Here is a 16,775-nt window from a genome sequence, read left to right as displayed (position 1 = left end):
GCTGAGAGACACCCTCCGAAGAGGTTAAATCATTTACAAAAGGCCAGAAACTTAAACGATGGACTCAGCCAGTTTCCGGCCTCTTTCCGTTACATACCAGCGCATTCCCCAGCCACTATTGACCTTACCAGCCAGCCCTTTACCAAGTAAAACCTGCAAACTTTTCTGCAGATCATTTTCATCCAGCTCGGTCTCTGTTCCCAGACCAGACAAAGCACGGTAAATATGACGGCCACTGGACAGACTTTTCAGTACAGCGGTTGAAGTCACATCCAGCGCATCCAGTTCAGTCTCAGATACAACGACAGCTTCTTGCTGTTCTGTTTCTGTTTCTAACAGAGGAGCCATAGCATCCTGAAGCTGATGAAGCTCGTTACGCAGCTCTTCTACAGCTGTTTTCGCCTGCTCAGAAGCAACCAGCGACCGATCCAGGGCGTTAGTCACCACAAGACGGGAAGCAATCGCTGAAATCAGACAGATACCAACATAAATCAGCATTTTAGATGAGTCTGACTGACTTTTAGAGACAATATCACTGCCAATAAGATCCAGTACGACAGGAACCAGAAAAGCTGCACCAACTCCCACAACCAGGCAGCGAGCCATTGCGACCATGTCTTTGTTGTTCTGATTCAACAGATAAAAATTAATCAGACCCCCAAACACTCCGGCCATCAGCATTACCAGAGTCAGAATAATAACATGTGAAATCATACTGTATTTATTCCTGAATATATCCGTGTATTACCCAATAAACAGGGTATGAAAGAGTTAAGATATTGTTATGCATTACGCTGGTACGCACAACGAAAATGCATGAAAAAACACACTTTTCTGCAAATGTATGGCTACAGACCTGGCTCCATGCGCTGTTTTTTTTCTGTTGCTGACTGAGGATTTACATTATCTTTATTTTCCTCATCAGATTCTGTGCTGCCCGTCTCTTTTTTCCTGCTGATCCAGAGTCCGACAACCAGTACAAAGTAACTGATAACTAAAACAGACAATAGAGGTAATCCAGCTCTCATCCATTGATTGCCGCCAGATGTCAGCCCTTCAAAAACGCTGATTGTGAAAGCAGGTGCCATAATCCCCTGAGTCCCATCGACATACCAGGGAACAGCCATAAGCACCAGAATAGTGACCCGTAAAAAAGCTTTAACACCTGTATTCCAGTTTCGGGTAATTCTGAACGTGACAAGCATAACCAGCAAAGCAGATAATGCATATATCGCCCAGCTCCAGGTCTGATAGTTTTCAAAAGCCATATTTCAGATTCCGTTGTAAGGCATTAACACCCTGATTTTTAAGCAGCCTATTATGTCTCAAGCCAATAAAAATAACGACCTTCCTGACTTTCTGAATACCGTATTACCGAAAGAAAATAACCTCTGGCTTGAAAAAAAGTCTGAAAAAACCCTGAACTATCTGAAACAGTGCAATCAGATTGCAGACCGATGGCTGGATAGCACATTAAAAGAGCAATTATTCCAGGAAATTCGAAAAAGAACACCATTGGACCATGAGAGTTATCCAACGGCACTGGAGAAATACTGTTATTTCGTAAAAACTCAGGAGGCTCTGAACTATCCTCAGCACTGGAGATACCCTGTTGACCAGCCTGAAGCAGCTCACTGTTACCTGGATGTTAACCCTGAAGCCTCTGAACTGGACTATTTTGATCTGGGCGACATGGCGATATCTCCTGATGAAAACCTCCTTGCAATTACAACAGATACCGAAGGTGACGAGCTGTATCAGCTTGAACTGATAGATCTGGAAACAGGTAAGCGCAAACAATTCAGTCAACTTCCGCCGCTGACATCAGATCTGCTCTGGACAGAAACACCTCATCAGCTGATCTGTTTTGCTCTGGATGATACCCAACGCCCCTGGCAGGTTCTTTTACTTGATATCAATACAGGGCAAACAAACGTTATTTTCGAGGAAGCCGATGCTCGCTTCTGGGTTGGCTGCAGTAAAAGCCGCGACAGGAAAAAACTGTTTATCGAGAGTCTGAGCAAACAAAGTTCTGAGTATTATATTCTACCGGCCCATCAGCCAGAGACAGAAATGCAGGTAGTGTGTCCTCGGGAAGAGGGACATGAATACCATGTCGATAGCCTGGGCGATACCCTGTATATCCGGAGTAACTGCCAGCATACCAGCTTCAGCCTGCTCAGCCTTTCTGAACACCAGTTGCCTCTGAGTCAGGCCCAGCTCAGGCTGGCCACTGTGATAGAAGAAGCTAGTGAAACAAAAACATTTGAAGGCTTTGACCTGTTTGATCAGTATTTGCTGACACTGAGCCGATGCCACCAATCCGGCCAGCAGATCATGGAAGTCAAAACACCTGCAGGTGAGTTCTTACATACTTTTAAACCACCTTACAAGCTGGCTTCTATCAACTTATCTGAAAACCCTTGCAGCCATAGTCATAACATCCGACTGGAACTGGAGTCCTTTAACCAGCCTCCTGCTCTGTATGAATACTCACTGGATACCCGGCAATTCCGATTGCTCAAGCAGATGCCACTGAATAATACAGATCTCAACCGGTTTGACTGCCGACAAATCCTGATCCCTGGTATTGACGGCACTTCAATTCCTGTCAGTCTGACCGGGAGAAAAGAACAATTAACCAGTCACCAGCCTGTCCCTGTGCTGCTGTACGTCTATGGGGCCTACGGTGATACTCTTGACCCCTGGTTTTCGGCCAGTCGCTTAAGCCTGATGGAAAGAGGGGTAGTATTTGCTACCGCACATATCAGAGGTGGTGGAGATTGTGGAGAGCACTGGTACCACAAAGGACGCCTGGGTTACAAAGAAAACAGTATTCGCGACCTGCAAAGCTGTGTAAATGCCTTAATCAACCAGGGAATTACCAGTAAAGAAAAACTGATATTACAAGGGGGCAGTGCCGCAGGCATTGTGTTGGGTGCTCTGTATAACAGACTGTCTGACAAAATAGGCGGTATGATTGCAGAAGTTCCATTTGTCGATGTCCTTCGCACCATGTCACGCCCGGAACTTCCTCTGACAATCACGGAGTATGAAGAATGGGGCAACCCGGAATGCACAGAGGACTTCTGGCGTATCAGGCACTACAGTCCTCTGGATAATTTGCCAACACCAGACAAGCCCTCATCAATGCCTCCACTATGGATTGAAGCAGGTCTTAATGACCCCAGAGTTCAGTACTGGGAACCGGCTAAATGGCATTATCAACAGATACAATCAGGCCATAAGCGCGCATGGCTGCGCACCAGAATGGATTCAGGACATGCCGGAGGCAGCGGACGCGATCAGAGTTATCAGGAGGCAGCAGAAGTTCAGTGCGTTATCCTGACAATGCTGGATCTTCATACCAATCAGGCAAGCACTGACAATTAGAATAAAAAAACCTCAGAATAGCGATACAAATCAAGCTGTTCTGAGGTTTTAAGGTATACAGCATAGTCTAAACACACTATAAGCCCAGGACTGCATCAATGTCCAGCCTGGCAGAAAGTGCAAGTGCCATCACCCGCTATTGGACCGTCCAGACAACGGATAAAACAGAGTGCTTGCTAATCAATCCAGCCGATAATATGCATTTCCATCTCATCAGGGTCAACCACTTGTTCACTGACCGACCGACGGCGAATACTACGGCGAGCCTTGTGAATGCTATCCGCTTTTCCGGACATCAGGTGATGCCAGGAAGGCAAGGGCTTTCCTTCACGAAGCAAACGGTAAGCACAGCTGGATGGCAACCACTCAAACACATCATCAGCATCAGGAGTCAGCTGAAGGCACCCTGGTACCTGTTGAAGACGATTCGGATAATCATTACACTGACACGTGGTAATATCCAGCAGTTTACAGGCGACATCAGTGTAATAAATCTCGCCGTCATCTTCATCTTCCAGTTTATGAAGACAACATTTTCCACAGCCATCGCACAGAGCTTCCCATTCCTGATCATTCATCTGTCTCAGAGACTTCTGTTCCCAGAATCGATCCTGAAGCATCATAATCAGTATTTGCCTTCCGTCGGAGTCTTATACAGATCCAGCATATATTCTTCCTTTGCCGGAGGCATTTGCAAATAAAAACCATTTTCCCTGATAGCTTTCATAATGTCTGCTGCATCAGCTCTGGCCAGCTTTTTTTCTTCAGTTACAACCATTGTCATAACAGCCTGAGGAGTACCAAATATCTCCTGTAACTGCTCTGGCACCCGCTTCAGGCCTTCCATCTTATCCACGTAAAGATACATTTCGTCCTTACGCGGGCTTTTAAAAACTTCACAAATCAGCTTCACAGTTTTTCCCCGGAGTTACCAGATTAACCGGTAATGTTATTGATGTATTCAATGACTCAGTCAAAAGCAATCAGTGGCTGGCCAGCTCAGTCAGCTTATCCATGACAGGCTGCCCGACCAGCTCTTCTCTCCAGCCTCGCCATTCCTCAGGCATAACACCCAGCTCACCACGCACGGCTCTGTTCAATACCTGCTCCAGCTGTCGTTTTCGAACCAGAAGTTCCGGCGGCAGACGATTACTTTCAGCAATACCACGCACCAGCTTTTTAAGACTCTTAGACCAGTCACGGTAAGGCTGACCAACAGGTGAAGGAATAGATACAGGCCATAATGCCTGAGAACGCTCCCGCCCGAGACGAATCAGCTCCAGAATCTGATCACCTTCTTTTTTGATGACGGCGGGCCTCAAACCTTCAATCCGGGATAACTCATAATGGCTGGAGGGTAGCTTAAAAGCCAATAGCCATAGCTGACCATCGTTCAGCAATCGGCCCCTTGGCAGATTTCGCTCCCTGACTTCTTTCTCTCGCCAGGCTGCCAGATTCTGTAATACGGCCAGTTTTTCCTGGGACAGTTTCCAGGCCTGTTTAATCCGAAGATAATAAAACTCATCTTCTACTGGCTGACTGGCCTGACGTGCAATCTGAATGCACTCTTCCCTGCACCAGATTTCTCTGTCCTGTTCTTGCAGCCGCTGCTGAATAAGCGGCCAGATCTGATACAGGTAATAAACGTCCGCAGCCGCATACTCACACTGAGCATCCGTTAAAGGCCGTTGCAGCCAGTCAGACCGGGTTTCTTCTTTAGGCAGGCTAATTTGCAACCAGGCCTCTGTCATCCTCTGGTAACCGGTAGACAGGGTCTCTCCCAGAAAAGCCAGAGCAACCTGAGTATCCATCAGAGGGTATGGAATCTCACCTGTCAGATTAAGGAATACATCCAGATCTTCTGAACAGGCATGCAATACCTTAAGTACCGACTCACAGCTCAGTACATTCGCAAAAGGCTGCCATTGCGAAATTCTGAGAGGATCGATCAGCCAGCAGTTATTTTCATCCTGCACCTGAATCAGGGCTGCTTTCGGATAAAAAGTATCCACGCGCATAAATTCAGTATCAAGCGCCAGATAAGGGCTCTTTAACCAATTCTGGCACTGCTCAGCCAGCTGCTCGTCAGAGCAGATAAACCGGTAAGAGATCATTTGTTCCATCATTATTCAGTCATTGGTAACCGTCCGGCTAACGCCCGGCTCAGAGTACCACCATCGATATATTCCAGCTCACCACCTACGGGTATACCATGCGCCAGCCGAGAGACAGACACAGGCAGATCACGAACCATTTCAGCAATGTAATGGGCCGTTGCTTCACCTTCCACTGTGGGGTTTGTGGCCAGGATCAGTTCTTTTATATCGCTGGATTCCAGTCGCTGACGCAACTGTTCCAGCCCCAGGGCCTCAGGGCCAATACCATCAATAGGAGAAAGATGTCCGGTCAGAATAAAATAGCGACCGTTAAAACCTCCGGCCTGTTCCATCGCAATCTGATCTGCCGGTGTTTCAACCACACACAGAGTTTCATCTGATCGACGCTCACTACGACATAAGGAACAGATATCTTCTTCTGTCAGAGTGCGGCACATCCGACACTGACCGACCTCATCCAGTGAACGCTCCAGCATCTGAGCCAGATATAAGCCACCATCCCGGTCACGCTCCAGAAGATGTAATGCCATACGCTGAGCCGATTTTGGCCCGACACCCGGCAAACATCTCAGAGCGGTTATCAATTGCTCAACGAGCGGGCTGAAAGCCATATCAACCTCATTAAAACCAAACGCCTTATCCTGTGAATCCGGGATAAAATTCCCCGGATTATACTGATGATCAGTTATTCAAATCAGAATGTATTGCTCTGAATCAGAATGGCATTTTAAATCCAGGAGGCATCTGCATACCGCCAGTCAATTCTGACATCTTAGATTGAGTGTTTTCTTCAACCCGACGGACAGCATCGTTAACGGCTGCAGCCAGCAGATCTTCCAGCATTTCTTTATCTTCAGTCATCAAAGACTCATCAATACTGACATTGCGAACATCATGGCGACCATTCATTGTTACTTTCACCATTCCGGCACCAGACTCACCTGTGACTTCCTGATTAGCTGCCTCTTCCTGCATCTGCTGCATTTTTTCCTGCATCTGCTGAGCCTGCTTCATCAGCTCGCCCATACCGCCTTTACCAAACATAGTGATACCTCAAAGTTTATAAACGCTATTTACTAAAATGTCAGATAACCGCGCATACCTTACACAGCTATTCATATAAATAAATTTACACACAATCTGGCAGGATATCCCGGAACAGATTCCAATTTTACACTTAAATCAGAGGCTCAATAGAATCAGCGTCTATTTCTGCTCCGAATTCAATAACCAGATCCTGGACATATTCATCCTGGACGAATACCTGCTGTGCCTCATGTTTTCTCAGAGCTTTCAGCTGTTCTTCTCTGGCAGCCGGAGTATCTATATGGGTCCTCGAAGAGGCAACTTCAATAGTAAAAGGCTGATCAAACAACCGCTGCAGTGCTGATTGCCACTGTGTAATGCGTTCAGCTGTTGCAAATTCAGGCCCAACCAGCTGAACCTCAAAATACAGATGGTTACCCTCTTTTTTCACTAATGCCGCATTTTGAGCCAGCGTTCTCTCTAACCCGGCAAGCTCCAGATGCGCAAAGGCTTTCAGCCAGTCCTTATTATCCTCTAGTTGTTGAGGGCAAGGACCCACTAAAGGTGTTATTGCAGACTGAATACTGGCGGAAGCTTGATCCTGGGGTGCAGGTGCAGGTGCAGGTGCAGGTGCAGGTGCAGGTGCAGGTGCAGGTGCAGGTGCAGGTGCAGGTGCAGGTGCAGGTGCAGGTGCAGGAATATTATCTTCAGCAACAAAGGGTTGCTGATCAGTATCAGGCATCATCTGTTGATATGGATCAGGGCTAACATCGCTCTGCACCACTACAGACTCGCCTGCAACAGCAACCGTCATATCAATATCAGCCACATCGGCTGTTACTGGTACAGAAGCCATCTCAGATTCATTATTTGCCTGACCAGACTCTGCCCCTGGAAGATCAACCCTCTCATTCATCTGCTGCTCTGGCTGCGTATGAGGCAGCTGCTCATCAGGAATAACGGGGAAATCCTCCCATGGAGGAACATCACTGACAGGCTGAGGCTGAGTAACAGCCTCCTCATTTCTGACAGGAGCTACATGTTCAGGTACAGATTCAGCATTTTGGTGTCCTTCTGACAAAACAGCAGAAATATTCTGGGAATCTTCTGTATTGAGAACAGAAGGCTCCGCCTCAGAATGAACAACTTCTTTTTTTGTTCCTGAATCCTGGCCAGGCATTCCTGGAAATTCAGGTAACCGAATACCTGATGGAGCAACTGTATTTTCCTGAGCTGCAGGCGTATTTTCAGGTGCCGGTATTACAGATTCAGCCGCTTTTTTTTTATCGCCTGAATCAAAAGAATGATCAGGCAAATTTTGCACTGAACTCACCGGCAAAACAGATTCATGCGGAGCTGGAGCTGGAGCTGGAGCTGGAGCTGGAGCTGGAGCCTGCAATACTGTTCTGTTACCTGTCAGATTGGCACTAATTGCTGAAGCAGGAGAAATATTCTGATTCTGGGCAGGCAAGCCAGACGAGGCTACAGGTACCCCCTGGGGTGCAAATGCTAGCATCCGAATCATAGCCATTTCAAATCCGGTGCGGCTATCAGGCGCCAGGGGAAGGTCCTCCTGACTCTTTATCGCAATCTGATAATAAAGCTGCAAATCTTCAGCCGTCATTCGGCTGGCATGATTCAGAACCTGCTCCCGGTCTCCCAGCGCATTATCCACAGCATCCGGCAATAACTGGCCAATAGCCATACGATGCAGATACATCGCAATATCAGAGAGAATCGTTTCAAAATCAGCAGCCTGCTCAGATAAACGCCCAACTTCAGACAAAACAGCCGCGGCATCTTTATTAATAAGATGCTCAATCAAACCAGAGATATGGCGATGATCAACCAGCCCCAGCATTTCACTGACCTGAGACGCATCAATACTTCCCTGACCATAAGCAATCGCCTGATCCGTCAGACTCAGAGCATCGCGCATACTGCCATCTGCTGCACGACCCAATTGCCACAACGCAGCATCTTCGTATGGGATCTGCTCTTGAGTAAGAACATTACTCAGATGCTCCACCACACGTTCCGGTGGCATATTTTTAAGGCTGAATTGAAGACAACGCGACAACACTGTCACAGGCAGTTTCTGCGGATCTGTCGTTGCCAACAGAAACTTCACATGAGGCGGTGGCTCTTCCAGGGTCTTCAGTAACGCATTAAAGCTGTGCGTAGACAGCATGTGTACCTCATCGATCAGGTACACCTTAAATCGACCACGGGAAGGCGCATACTGGACGTTATCCAGCAGCTCCCGCGTATCTTCAACCTTTGTCCTGGAAGCCGCATCCACTTCAATCAGATCGACAAAACGTCCCTCATCGATCTCGCGGCAACTCGTGCACTCTCCACAGGGTATTGATGTGATACCTGTCTCACAATTCAGGCACTTAGAAATAATACGTGCAATAGTCGTTTTCCCAACACCACGAGTTCCGGTAAACAGGTAAGCATGATGCAACCGGTTGTTATCCAGAGCACTGACCAGAGCTTTTCGAACATGATCCTGGCCAACCAGTTCATGAAAATTTTTCGGACGCCACTTGCGGGCAAGAACCTGATAACTCATAACAACCAATTAATCTGTTTGCGAAGAAACGCCCCTGACAACAAGATGACAGAGCGATGCAATGATAAAACGCGCTATTGTACAACAAAAGCCAACATTTATCAGATAGCCATAAACCCGGTTCCCCAATAATTTCTGATACAAACATTTCTACAGACTTTGCATCGATTTAATCGCCTTATCTGATCCTTTCCGTTTCTGTATGTGATATTAATACCCTATTTAAATGAAGATATAAGCGAAATTATGTTACTGGATATCAGAAATGCTGACGCCTGGGTAAACCAGAACAAAATATTCAATGGATTGAATCTGCAAATTGAACAAGGTGAAAAGATCGCTGTACTTGGCCCGAACGGAGCAGGCAAAAGTACTTTACTGAAGCTGATCACCCGGGAAATATATCCTGTTGTCAAAGAAAACAGCTACATACGCCTCTATGGCAGCGAAACTATCAATCTATGGGAGCTGAGAAAAAAGATTGGTTTACTTTCTCAGGATCTGCAAGCGGATTACACCCCTTATTGCACGGGTCTTGACGTTGTCTTATCCGGTTTTTTTGGTTCTGTTGGGCAGCATGGACACCTTCAGGCGACAGATGAACAACGCACTCAGGCCCTGCAAACCATGAAACAGCTGGGTATCATTCAGGCTGAAAGTATTATGTACCAGCGTTTATCTACAGGTCAGCAAAGACGACTTTTGCTGGCCAGAGCGCTGATTCATCAGCCTGAAGCTCTTATATTTGATGAGCCTTCCAGCGGTCTGGATCCTGGCGCAGCATTTGCTTTATTAAAACAGATGCGCAACTTTTGCCGCCCCGATCATTCTTTAATACTGGTGACCCATCATCTGGATGAGATTATTCCGGAAGTGCAACGAGTCGTGCTGATCAAACAAGGCAAAATAGTTGCTGACGGCGATAAAGCCCGAATACTGACCAGTACCAATATTAGCCTATTGTATGACATACCTGTCATTGTATCTGAACAAGACAACTGGTACAGAATAAGGCCAGCCTGATATTCATCCTGTTTATTCAGAGGATAACAGGCAAGAGCCCTGACTCGTCACAAGGATATTTATCACCATGACAGCTCTGATACCACACATGCTACTGGCCATACTCAGCGTTTTAATGCTGAGCAGCCGTGCTGTAGCGGGTAATACCAGCATGGAAGAGATTTTTGATAAACATCAGACTGTGATGCTGTTGATCAATCCCGGTTCAGGAAAAATTATTCGGGCTAATCCGGCTGCAACCCGGTTTTATGGTTATCCCCGGAAACAACTGGAGCAAATGAGTATCCAGCAAATAAATGCCCTGAGTCCTAAAGCCGTTGCAGAAGAAAGGGCTCTGGCCGCCAGGGAAAATCGCAATTACTTTATTTTCAGACATAAACTGGCATCGGGCAAGATCCATACTGTTGAAGTATCCTCTATTCCGGTTACCTATCAGGGAGAATCCCTGTTATTTTCTATTATCAGGGATATATCCAAATTCAGAAAAACAGAAGATACCTTGTGGCATTATCAGAATCGTCTGGAACAAATGGTTGAAGAACAGCTTTTTCAACTCAGAGAGAAGGATCAATCTCAACGCACTTTGCTTCTGCTGATCATTCTGCTTCTGGTATTAAGCTCAGCTGGCCTGATGGTTCTCTTGCAGCGAAGCCGCATTACCCGAAAGGCCCTATCGATTGAGAAAGAACGCCTCAACGAAGTTATCTGGAGTACTAACGCAGGCACATGGGAACAGGATATTCGCACAGGCGAGATAACTATCAATGAACGCTGGGCAGATATTATGGGTTATACCAGGGATGAGCTATCGCCATTAAATCATTCATGGCGTCAGAAAATGATCCATTCAGATGACCTCTCATCAGCGGATAAAAAATTGCGCCAGCACTTTGATGGTATTCTCGATGGCTATGAAGCAGAAATTCGCGTCCGACACAAAGAAGGACACTGGGTCTGGGTTATGGAAAAAGGTAAAGTTGTCGAGAGAGATCCTCGTGGTCATCCTTTACGTATTGCCGGTATTCATCAGGATATTACCCGACAGAGACAGGCCAGTTATCAGCTCGAACATCTCGCTAACCACGACACTCTGACCGATCTGCCAAACAGAAACCTGTTTTTTGATCGGCTGCAGCAGGCTATTCGTATTGCCAGACGCAATCAGGAACGCCTTTCCGTTCTGTTTATTGATCTGGATGGTTTCAAGACAATCAATGACAACTATGGCCATAAAGCCGGAGATTTACTGCTGAAAGAAATAGCAGACAGAATAAGGCAGCAGGTCAGGCAATCCGACACAGCAGGACGTCTTGGCGGGGATGAGTTTGCCGTTGTTCTTCATCAGATTGGCAAACCGGAAGATGCCTGCCGCACGTCTGAAAAACTGATACAAGAGATCAGTCGTCCGGTTTTGTTGCATGAAGGTGTATCAGTCTCTGTTTCCTGTAGCATAGGAATATCAATATACCCGGACCATCACGATAAAGCAGATAATCTGATACAAGCTGCTGATAGCGCCATGTATCTGGCCAAGAAAGCAGGGAAAGGTCGCTTTAGGATCGCCAATCCGACCAAAGGATATCAACAACACCAGAATACCTGACTCCCACGACACAGATCAAAGATTGGATTGTTCTGTTTTACGGAAAGTAAGGTTGATCCGACAGTCCCCTGTCCACGGGTTCCACTCGGGCAATACACGCCTGACACCATGAAAACGTAAGCGATCTTTTCCACCCCAGACAAGAACATCGCCATGATATAAGTGAATAGTGTGCCATGGCATGCTCCGCTCAGTTCCTCCCCACATAAACTCGGCTCCGGGCCCCAGCGAGAAAGAGACAACAGGGGCAGATAAATCTGCTTCATCTTTATCCTGGTGTAATCCCATTATACTGCCCGGTCGATAACAGTTGATCAGACAGCTGTCCGGTTTGAAATCATGATAACCGGCCTGACCAGCAAAATAGACAGCCAGCTGATAAAAAGTAACCGGCATATCAGGCCATGGCATCCCGGTCGCAGGACTTATGGATACATAACGATATCCTGCATGATCCGATGTCCAGCCCCATGCGCCGCAACTGCTCATGCTCACTGACATCAGGTTACCAGCGGGAGTCACAACCCGACGAAAAGGTTCTGAAAGCAAAAGGTTTTCCAGCTCAGAAATAATATCATCCATCCGGGAAAGTAAACCGCCCCTGAACAGACAGGTATATTCTGAAAAATACTCTGCACATCCTTCATTCTGAGTACTACTGAACAAATCTGCAGTCATAAAACCCAACCATACTTCAATAGTTCCTACGACATTATCAATCGTCATCAATATTTCTGGCAAGGATGAGGTGACGGCTCCCTGTCCCCATTAGCTGATGGGTTTACGCGTTTTTTTGCTAAAAGGTAATTGCACGGCAGCTCTGGTGGAGCAAGTTAAAACCTGGCTGGCTTCCATTAACAGCCAGATACAAAACAGCCTCTGCCTGATAAATCAGGACAGAGGCAGCTTAAAAGCCAATAGCTATATCGAATCAATCATTCGATACGGCGTTTTCTTCTACATGAATAGGCTCTTCCGGTTTTGCATTTTTATTAGCACGGTATTCAATCAGGAAGTACAGCACCAGCCCTGTACCCAGTCCCCAGGCTGCACCATGTACAGCAAGGACAACCCCCATCAGACCCGCAACGCCCATAGAAGTTGCGTTATCAATCTGTTCTACGGCTACTGCAATACACAGATACCCTGTAATCAACAGAGTGATCGACAGTGCAATCGGCAGCACTGGCTTGAACAGAGTAATCAGCGGTAGCACAAACAGTGCAATGAAACCCACGATCCAGAAGATACCAGCACCAGAATAGATCGTATCCATAGCACTGCGGCCATAACGATAACGTTCAGCAATGGTTGCCATCGCACCGGTAAACAGAGGCCCTGCAAGACCAGGATAAGGTGCCAGGAAAGAGTGCATCAGATTACGCAGACCTGTTACCAGATGTACACGATCCACATCTACTTCAATCTTTTCATCGGGACGCAGGTGATCAACACGGCTCAGCAGACTCTGGCCCACAATGATATCACCAAAGGCGATGATATAAGCAATAATTGCCGTTGGTATCGCTGCTATCATCAGATCCATACCAGGCATACCGATTGTGAATGGCAGGTAATCCCAGATGCCTGTAAAGTCAGGACTGGAGATACCAAACTCAACGTCTGGCAGCTTGTACTCACCGACACCCCAGCCAATCGCCATAGCAATCAGCATACCTGGTACCATACCATAACCTGCGATGGTCTTAGCCCAACGGTGAGTTTCTACCCAATCGCGGAAAGACAGGGAGAACAGAACAAAAGCGGTGATAAGCGCACCCAGTCCCAGAGAAATCGGTGTATTATAAGCTCGACCACCTTCACTGATTTCACCGGTGATAGCGGCAATACCTGCTCCCAACAGAATACCTGCTTTAATAGAATCCGGAATCGAATTAACCAGCTTAGAGCCTAATCGGGTTACCCCCATAAACAGGAAGATAACCGTCACCATCAGCTGAAGTGCCACCAGAGCTTTAATCGCATCCGGCCCTGGCTCAAAGCCACCAATAAATAGTAACACCACGGGAATTGCTGGTGTAATCCAGCCCGGCACAAAAGGCACACCTAACAGGTTAGGCAGCATAAAGCCAATTCCGCAAATCACGACATAGGCCAGAGCCACATCATAAGGCAGCCCCAGATATTTCTGTAGCAGAGGAATCATGGCCATACCGACCACAAACATCACCATCCCCTGAACGGTTTCTGCCACTTCCCAGCGATAATGAATGAATGGCAAGCGAATTTTAAATGGCCCTGCCGGCCAGTACGGATGCTCTTCTCCGTGGTTGCGTTTTAATAGCACAGTCACACCTGTTAATTTATTTCAGTTATTTTTTTTGCTGTTCACACAGACTGACTACCTGAAAAACAAGCTATCAGGCCAGTCTGTACTGGTTAAGTACTCTGAAATTTTATAATTATCTTTTTAAGCCAGAGCTTAACGCCGGAATGTTTTACTTTTTTTTCGCACACGCAACAAATTAGACCTTAGTCAGAAGAAAAAATGACCCAAAAGTCACAGCACAATCTTAAAAATCAATGACTTAAAAGTCATAGAGCAACCTACCAGCCGGAAGGCCAGATATCACAAGGCCCGAAGAAAAATTAAAACAAGTGTTCATAAGAAAAGACTCCTCAGTCACACAAAAAAGCCTGTTAGACTAATGAATTAAAGGTAATGACAGAATAAAGTCAGTAGCTCTGCCTTCTCCGGACCAGAAGTGACAGCAAAAAACCTCCTTTCCCTGAAATCAAATGTTATGCTTATGTCATAGGCTAGAATTAAAATCTTATGAAACAGCGAGTTATCAATGAACAGCTTTAACGCACGTGCAGAGCAACTTTCAGAAACACTGAAAAAAATGGAGCTGGAAGCTCCGACAGAACAGTTATTTGCACTGGGTTATATCATTCCACAACTTACCCTGGTGGCTGAGTACGACGAACAACAAGGCAACTTTGATCAGAGTTTCAGTCAATGGCTGCAACAGGTTTTTCAGGAAGATCAGCTATCAACAGAGGATCAACAAGAAATCCTGTCCATCTGGCAACAGGCCATCACACTGACTGATCAGACACATAACTAAAGAAGAACATCAGCTCAGGCAATCATCAGGATTACGAAGGAAGACGACATGAATACGATCAGTCATGGAATCAATACTCTGGTTTCTCCGGAAGGCAGCCTGGAAGTCCTCTCACAGAACGAAGTGAATCGACTGAAATCAACGTCAGAGAATGGACAGCATGGTCTGCTCAGGGGATGCGCTCTGGCCGTGCTGAATTGCGGTAATCATACAGACGACAGTAAGGCTATTCTGGAACAGAATAAAAACTTTGATATTGAAGTTATACAGCAGGACAGAGGAGTCAAACTGAAACTGACTCAGGCTCCGGCCAGCGCCTTCGTTGAAGGGGCAATGATCAGAGGAATAAGAGAGCATTTGTCTTCGGTATTAAGAGATATCGTTTACGTCAGCAATGAGATTGAGCATAACAACCGCTTTGATCTGAATGATCCTGATGGTATTACCGATGCTATTTTCCATATTCTGCGTAATGCCGGTGCCCTGAAAGCCAGCCAGAAACCCAATTTGGTCGTATGCTGGGGAGGGCACTCCATAAGCCGGGAGGAATATAACTATACCAAAGAAGTCGGCCATGAACTGGGACTTCGGGGTCTTAACATCTGCACAGGCTGCGGTCCGGGAGCGATGAAAGGACCGATGAAAGGAGCAAACCTGGCACATGCAAAACAAAGAATAAGAGATGGACGTTATCTCGGAATATCTGAACCGGGAATCATTGCAGCGGAATCGCCGAACCCAATTGTTAATGAATTGGTGATTATGCCCGATATAGAGAAGAGGCTGGAAGCATTTGTCCGTACCGCTCATGGTATTATTGTCTTTCCGGGCGGTGCTGGCACTGCAGAAGAGATTCTCTATCTGCTGGGGGTACTGTTGAACCCTGAGAATGATGAACTGCCCTACCCGGTTATTTTTACCGGCCCGGAAAATAGTCATCAGTACTGGCAACAGATCGATGAGTTTATTGCTCTTACTCTGGGACAAAAAGCCCGGCAAAGGTATAAAATAATTGTTAATGATCCGGAAAGTGTCGCGCGCGAGATGAACTCAGGAATTGATCAGGTTGAACAATTCAGGAGAAATAACAATGATGCTTTCTATTTCAACTGGCGACTGAAAATTTCACCAGAATTCCAGCAGCCATTTGAGCCGACCCATGAGAATATGTCGAATCTGGAAATACGCCCTGATCAGCCTCCCCACATTCTGGCAGCTAATCTGCGACGTGCTTTTTCCGGTATAGTTGCGGGTAATGTGAAAGCACAGGGAATTATTGCAATTGAGAAGCAAGGACCATTCCAGATCCGGGGTAATAAAGCCATCATGGCCCCCCTGGATGCTTTACTACAATCATTCGTGAGTCAACAACGAATGAAATTACCGGGATCTGACTATAATCCCTGTTATGAAATTGTGAAATAGTGCATGGAAGGTACTTCACATCTGAAATAAAGAAGGAACCCAGCAGAAATTAAACGGATGTTTTTCTGCTTCAGTCCGAGGTTATAAATGGCAGATATGAGTAAGCTGAAGGCTGATGCCCTTCGGCGAAAACAAGAAGCTGAAGACAAAAAGCGCTCCGCTGAATTTCGAAAACAGCGAGACAGGGCAAAACAAAGCACAGTCCGAAAGCAAAAACGACTCGAAGAAGAAGCAAAAAAACAACGTGCGAATCAACAGGGCCGGGGGAAGAAAAAAGCAAAAAAATCTCCCGCTCGCTGGGTGATAGATATCTTACTGATACTTGGCGCTCTTTTGCTGCTCATTGTTCTTTTTGTTCCATTCTGATGCTGTTTGTTCTGTTACTTCTGCAAAAATTTCCAATGAACTCTTTGCAGAAGTAGCTGACAGAAGTGACCACTGAATCATAAAACCTCTTCAGGGACTGGTGTTTTTTATTCTTCTTCGCTAATCTTCAAGTTTACATAAAGATACAATCA

16 protein-coding genes are annotated in these 16,775 nt (G+C 46.3%); 6 read left to right on the top strand and 10 right to left on the bottom strand.

Features of this window, described 5'->3' with window-relative positions:
* Positions 1-51: 51 nt before the first annotated feature.
* Both H4O21_RS10635 and H4O21_RS10630 read right to left on the bottom strand, forming a co-directional pair.
* Positions 52-714 (bottom strand): YEATS-associated helix-containing protein, encoded by a 663-nt coding sequence (locus H4O21_RS10635; RefSeq protein ID WP_182808845.1) that lies wholly within the window; start codon positions 712-714, stop codon positions 52-54.
* A gap of 134 nt (positions 715-848) precedes the next feature.
* The gene (locus H4O21_RS10630) at positions 849-1,268 is read right to left on the bottom strand and encodes a hypothetical protein (RefSeq protein ID WP_182808844.1); all 420 of its coding nucleotides are present in this window, start codon (positions 1,266-1,268) and stop codon (positions 849-851) included.
* A gap of 52 nt (positions 1,269-1,320) precedes the next feature.
* Between H4O21_RS10630 and H4O21_RS10625 the strand changes: the two genes are divergently transcribed.
* Complete coding sequence (locus H4O21_RS10625; RefSeq protein ID WP_182808843.1) at positions 1,321-3,393, top strand: prolyl oligopeptidase family serine peptidase; 2,073 nt, start codon at positions 1,321-1,323, stop codon at positions 3,391-3,393.
* 176 nt (positions 3,394-3,569) lie between these two features.
* On the opposite strand, the gene H4O21_RS10620 is transcribed toward H4O21_RS10625, so the two are convergent.
* The 6 genes from H4O21_RS10620 to dnaX form a co-directional block, all read right to left on the bottom strand.
* A complete protein-coding gene (locus H4O21_RS10620; protein WP_182808842.1) occupies positions 3,570-4,016 on the bottom strand; it encodes a YcgN family cysteine cluster protein in 447 nt (148 codons plus the stop codon).
* A 2-nt stretch (positions 4,017-4,018) separates the two neighbouring features.
* Entirely contained in the window at positions 4,019-4,306 is a 288-nt protein-coding gene (locus H4O21_RS10615; protein ID WP_368737542.1) for a YcgL domain-containing protein, read from the bottom strand.
* Positions 4,307-4,376: 70 nt separating this feature from the next.
* Positions 4,377-5,519 (bottom strand): ribonuclease D, encoded by a 1,143-nt coding sequence (gene rnd, locus H4O21_RS10610; protein WP_182808841.1) that lies wholly within the window; start codon positions 5,517-5,519, stop codon positions 4,377-4,379.
* Positions 5,519-6,121, bottom strand: coding sequence for a recombination mediator RecR (gene recR / locus H4O21_RS10605; RefSeq protein ID WP_182808840.1), 603 nt, complete (start codon positions 6,119-6,121; stop codon positions 5,519-5,521). The genes rnd and recR overlap by 1 nt, the downstream gene beginning before the upstream one ends.
* 103 nt (positions 6,122-6,224) lie before the next feature.
* Positions 6,225-6,554 (bottom strand): YbaB/EbfC family nucleoid-associated protein, encoded by a 330-nt coding sequence (locus H4O21_RS10600; RefSeq protein WP_182808839.1) that lies wholly within the window; start codon positions 6,552-6,554, stop codon positions 6,225-6,227.
* 133 nt (positions 6,555-6,687) lie between these two features.
* Positions 6,688-9,114 (bottom strand): DNA polymerase III subunit gamma/tau, encoded by a 2,427-nt coding sequence (gene dnaX / locus H4O21_RS10595; RefSeq protein WP_182808838.1) that lies wholly within the window; start codon positions 9,112-9,114, stop codon positions 6,688-6,690.
* A 246-nt stretch (positions 9,115-9,360) separates the two neighbouring features.
* Here dnaX and H4O21_RS10590 point away from each other — a divergent pair, with 246 nt between their 5' ends.
* Positions 9,361-10,137 (top strand): ABC transporter ATP-binding protein, encoded by a 777-nt coding sequence (locus H4O21_RS10590; RefSeq protein WP_182808837.1) that lies wholly within the window; start codon positions 9,361-9,363, stop codon positions 10,135-10,137.
* A 67-nt stretch (positions 10,138-10,204) separates the two neighbouring features.
* The gene (locus H4O21_RS10585; RefSeq protein ID WP_182808836.1) at positions 10,205-11,740 is read left to right on the top strand and encodes a diguanylate cyclase domain-containing protein; all 1,536 of its coding nucleotides are present in this window, start codon (positions 10,205-10,207) and stop codon (positions 11,738-11,740) included.
* A 15-nt stretch (positions 11,741-11,755) separates the two neighbouring features.
* Here H4O21_RS10585 and H4O21_RS10580 read toward each other — a convergent pair whose 3' ends face one another.
* Both H4O21_RS10580 and H4O21_RS10575 read right to left on the bottom strand, forming a co-directional pair.
* Positions 11,756-12,466 carry an alpha-ketoglutarate-dependent dioxygenase AlkB gene (locus H4O21_RS10580; RefSeq protein WP_182808835.1) on the bottom strand — a complete coding sequence of 237 codons (711 nt, stop codon included), beginning with the start codon at positions 12,464-12,466 and terminating at the stop codon, positions 11,756-11,758.
* 205 nt (positions 12,467-12,671) lie between these two features.
* On the bottom strand, positions 12,672-14,048 hold the full coding sequence (locus tag H4O21_RS10575) for a solute carrier family 23 protein (protein ID WP_182808834.1): 1,377 nt from the start codon (positions 14,046-14,048) through the stop codon (positions 12,672-12,674).
* 508 nt (positions 14,049-14,556) lie between these two features.
* Between H4O21_RS10575 and H4O21_RS10570 the strand changes: the two genes are divergently transcribed.
* The 3 genes from H4O21_RS10570 to H4O21_RS10560 all read left to right on the top strand — a co-directional run bounded on the left by H4O21_RS10570 (position 14,557) and on the right by H4O21_RS10560 (position 16,623).
* The gene (locus tag H4O21_RS10570; protein WP_182808833.1) at positions 14,557-14,832 is read left to right on the top strand and encodes a YfcL family protein; all 276 of its coding nucleotides are present in this window, start codon (positions 14,557-14,559) and stop codon (positions 14,830-14,832) included.
* Positions 14,833-14,880: 48 nt separating this feature from the next.
* Positions 14,881-16,257 carry a nucleotide 5'-monophosphate nucleosidase PpnN gene (gene ppnN, locus H4O21_RS10565; protein WP_220495609.1) on the top strand — a complete coding sequence of 459 codons (1,377 nt, stop codon included), beginning with the start codon at positions 14,881-14,883 and terminating at the stop codon, positions 16,255-16,257.
* An 87-nt stretch (positions 16,258-16,344) separates the two neighbouring features.
* Positions 16,345-16,623: a hypothetical protein gene (locus H4O21_RS10560; RefSeq protein WP_182808832.1), complete on the top strand. Its 279-nt coding sequence runs from the start codon at positions 16,345-16,347 to the stop codon at positions 16,621-16,623.
* Positions 16,624-16,775: the final 152 nt, after the last annotated feature.

Source organism: Oceanospirillum sediminis, from assembly GCF_014164585.1.
Lineage (GTDB): Bacteria > Pseudomonadota > Gammaproteobacteria > Pseudomonadales > Halomonadaceae > Oceanospirillum > Oceanospirillum sediminis.
Note: the sequence above shows the minus strand (reverse complement) of the source record. Positions and strands in the feature narration are given on the sequence as shown.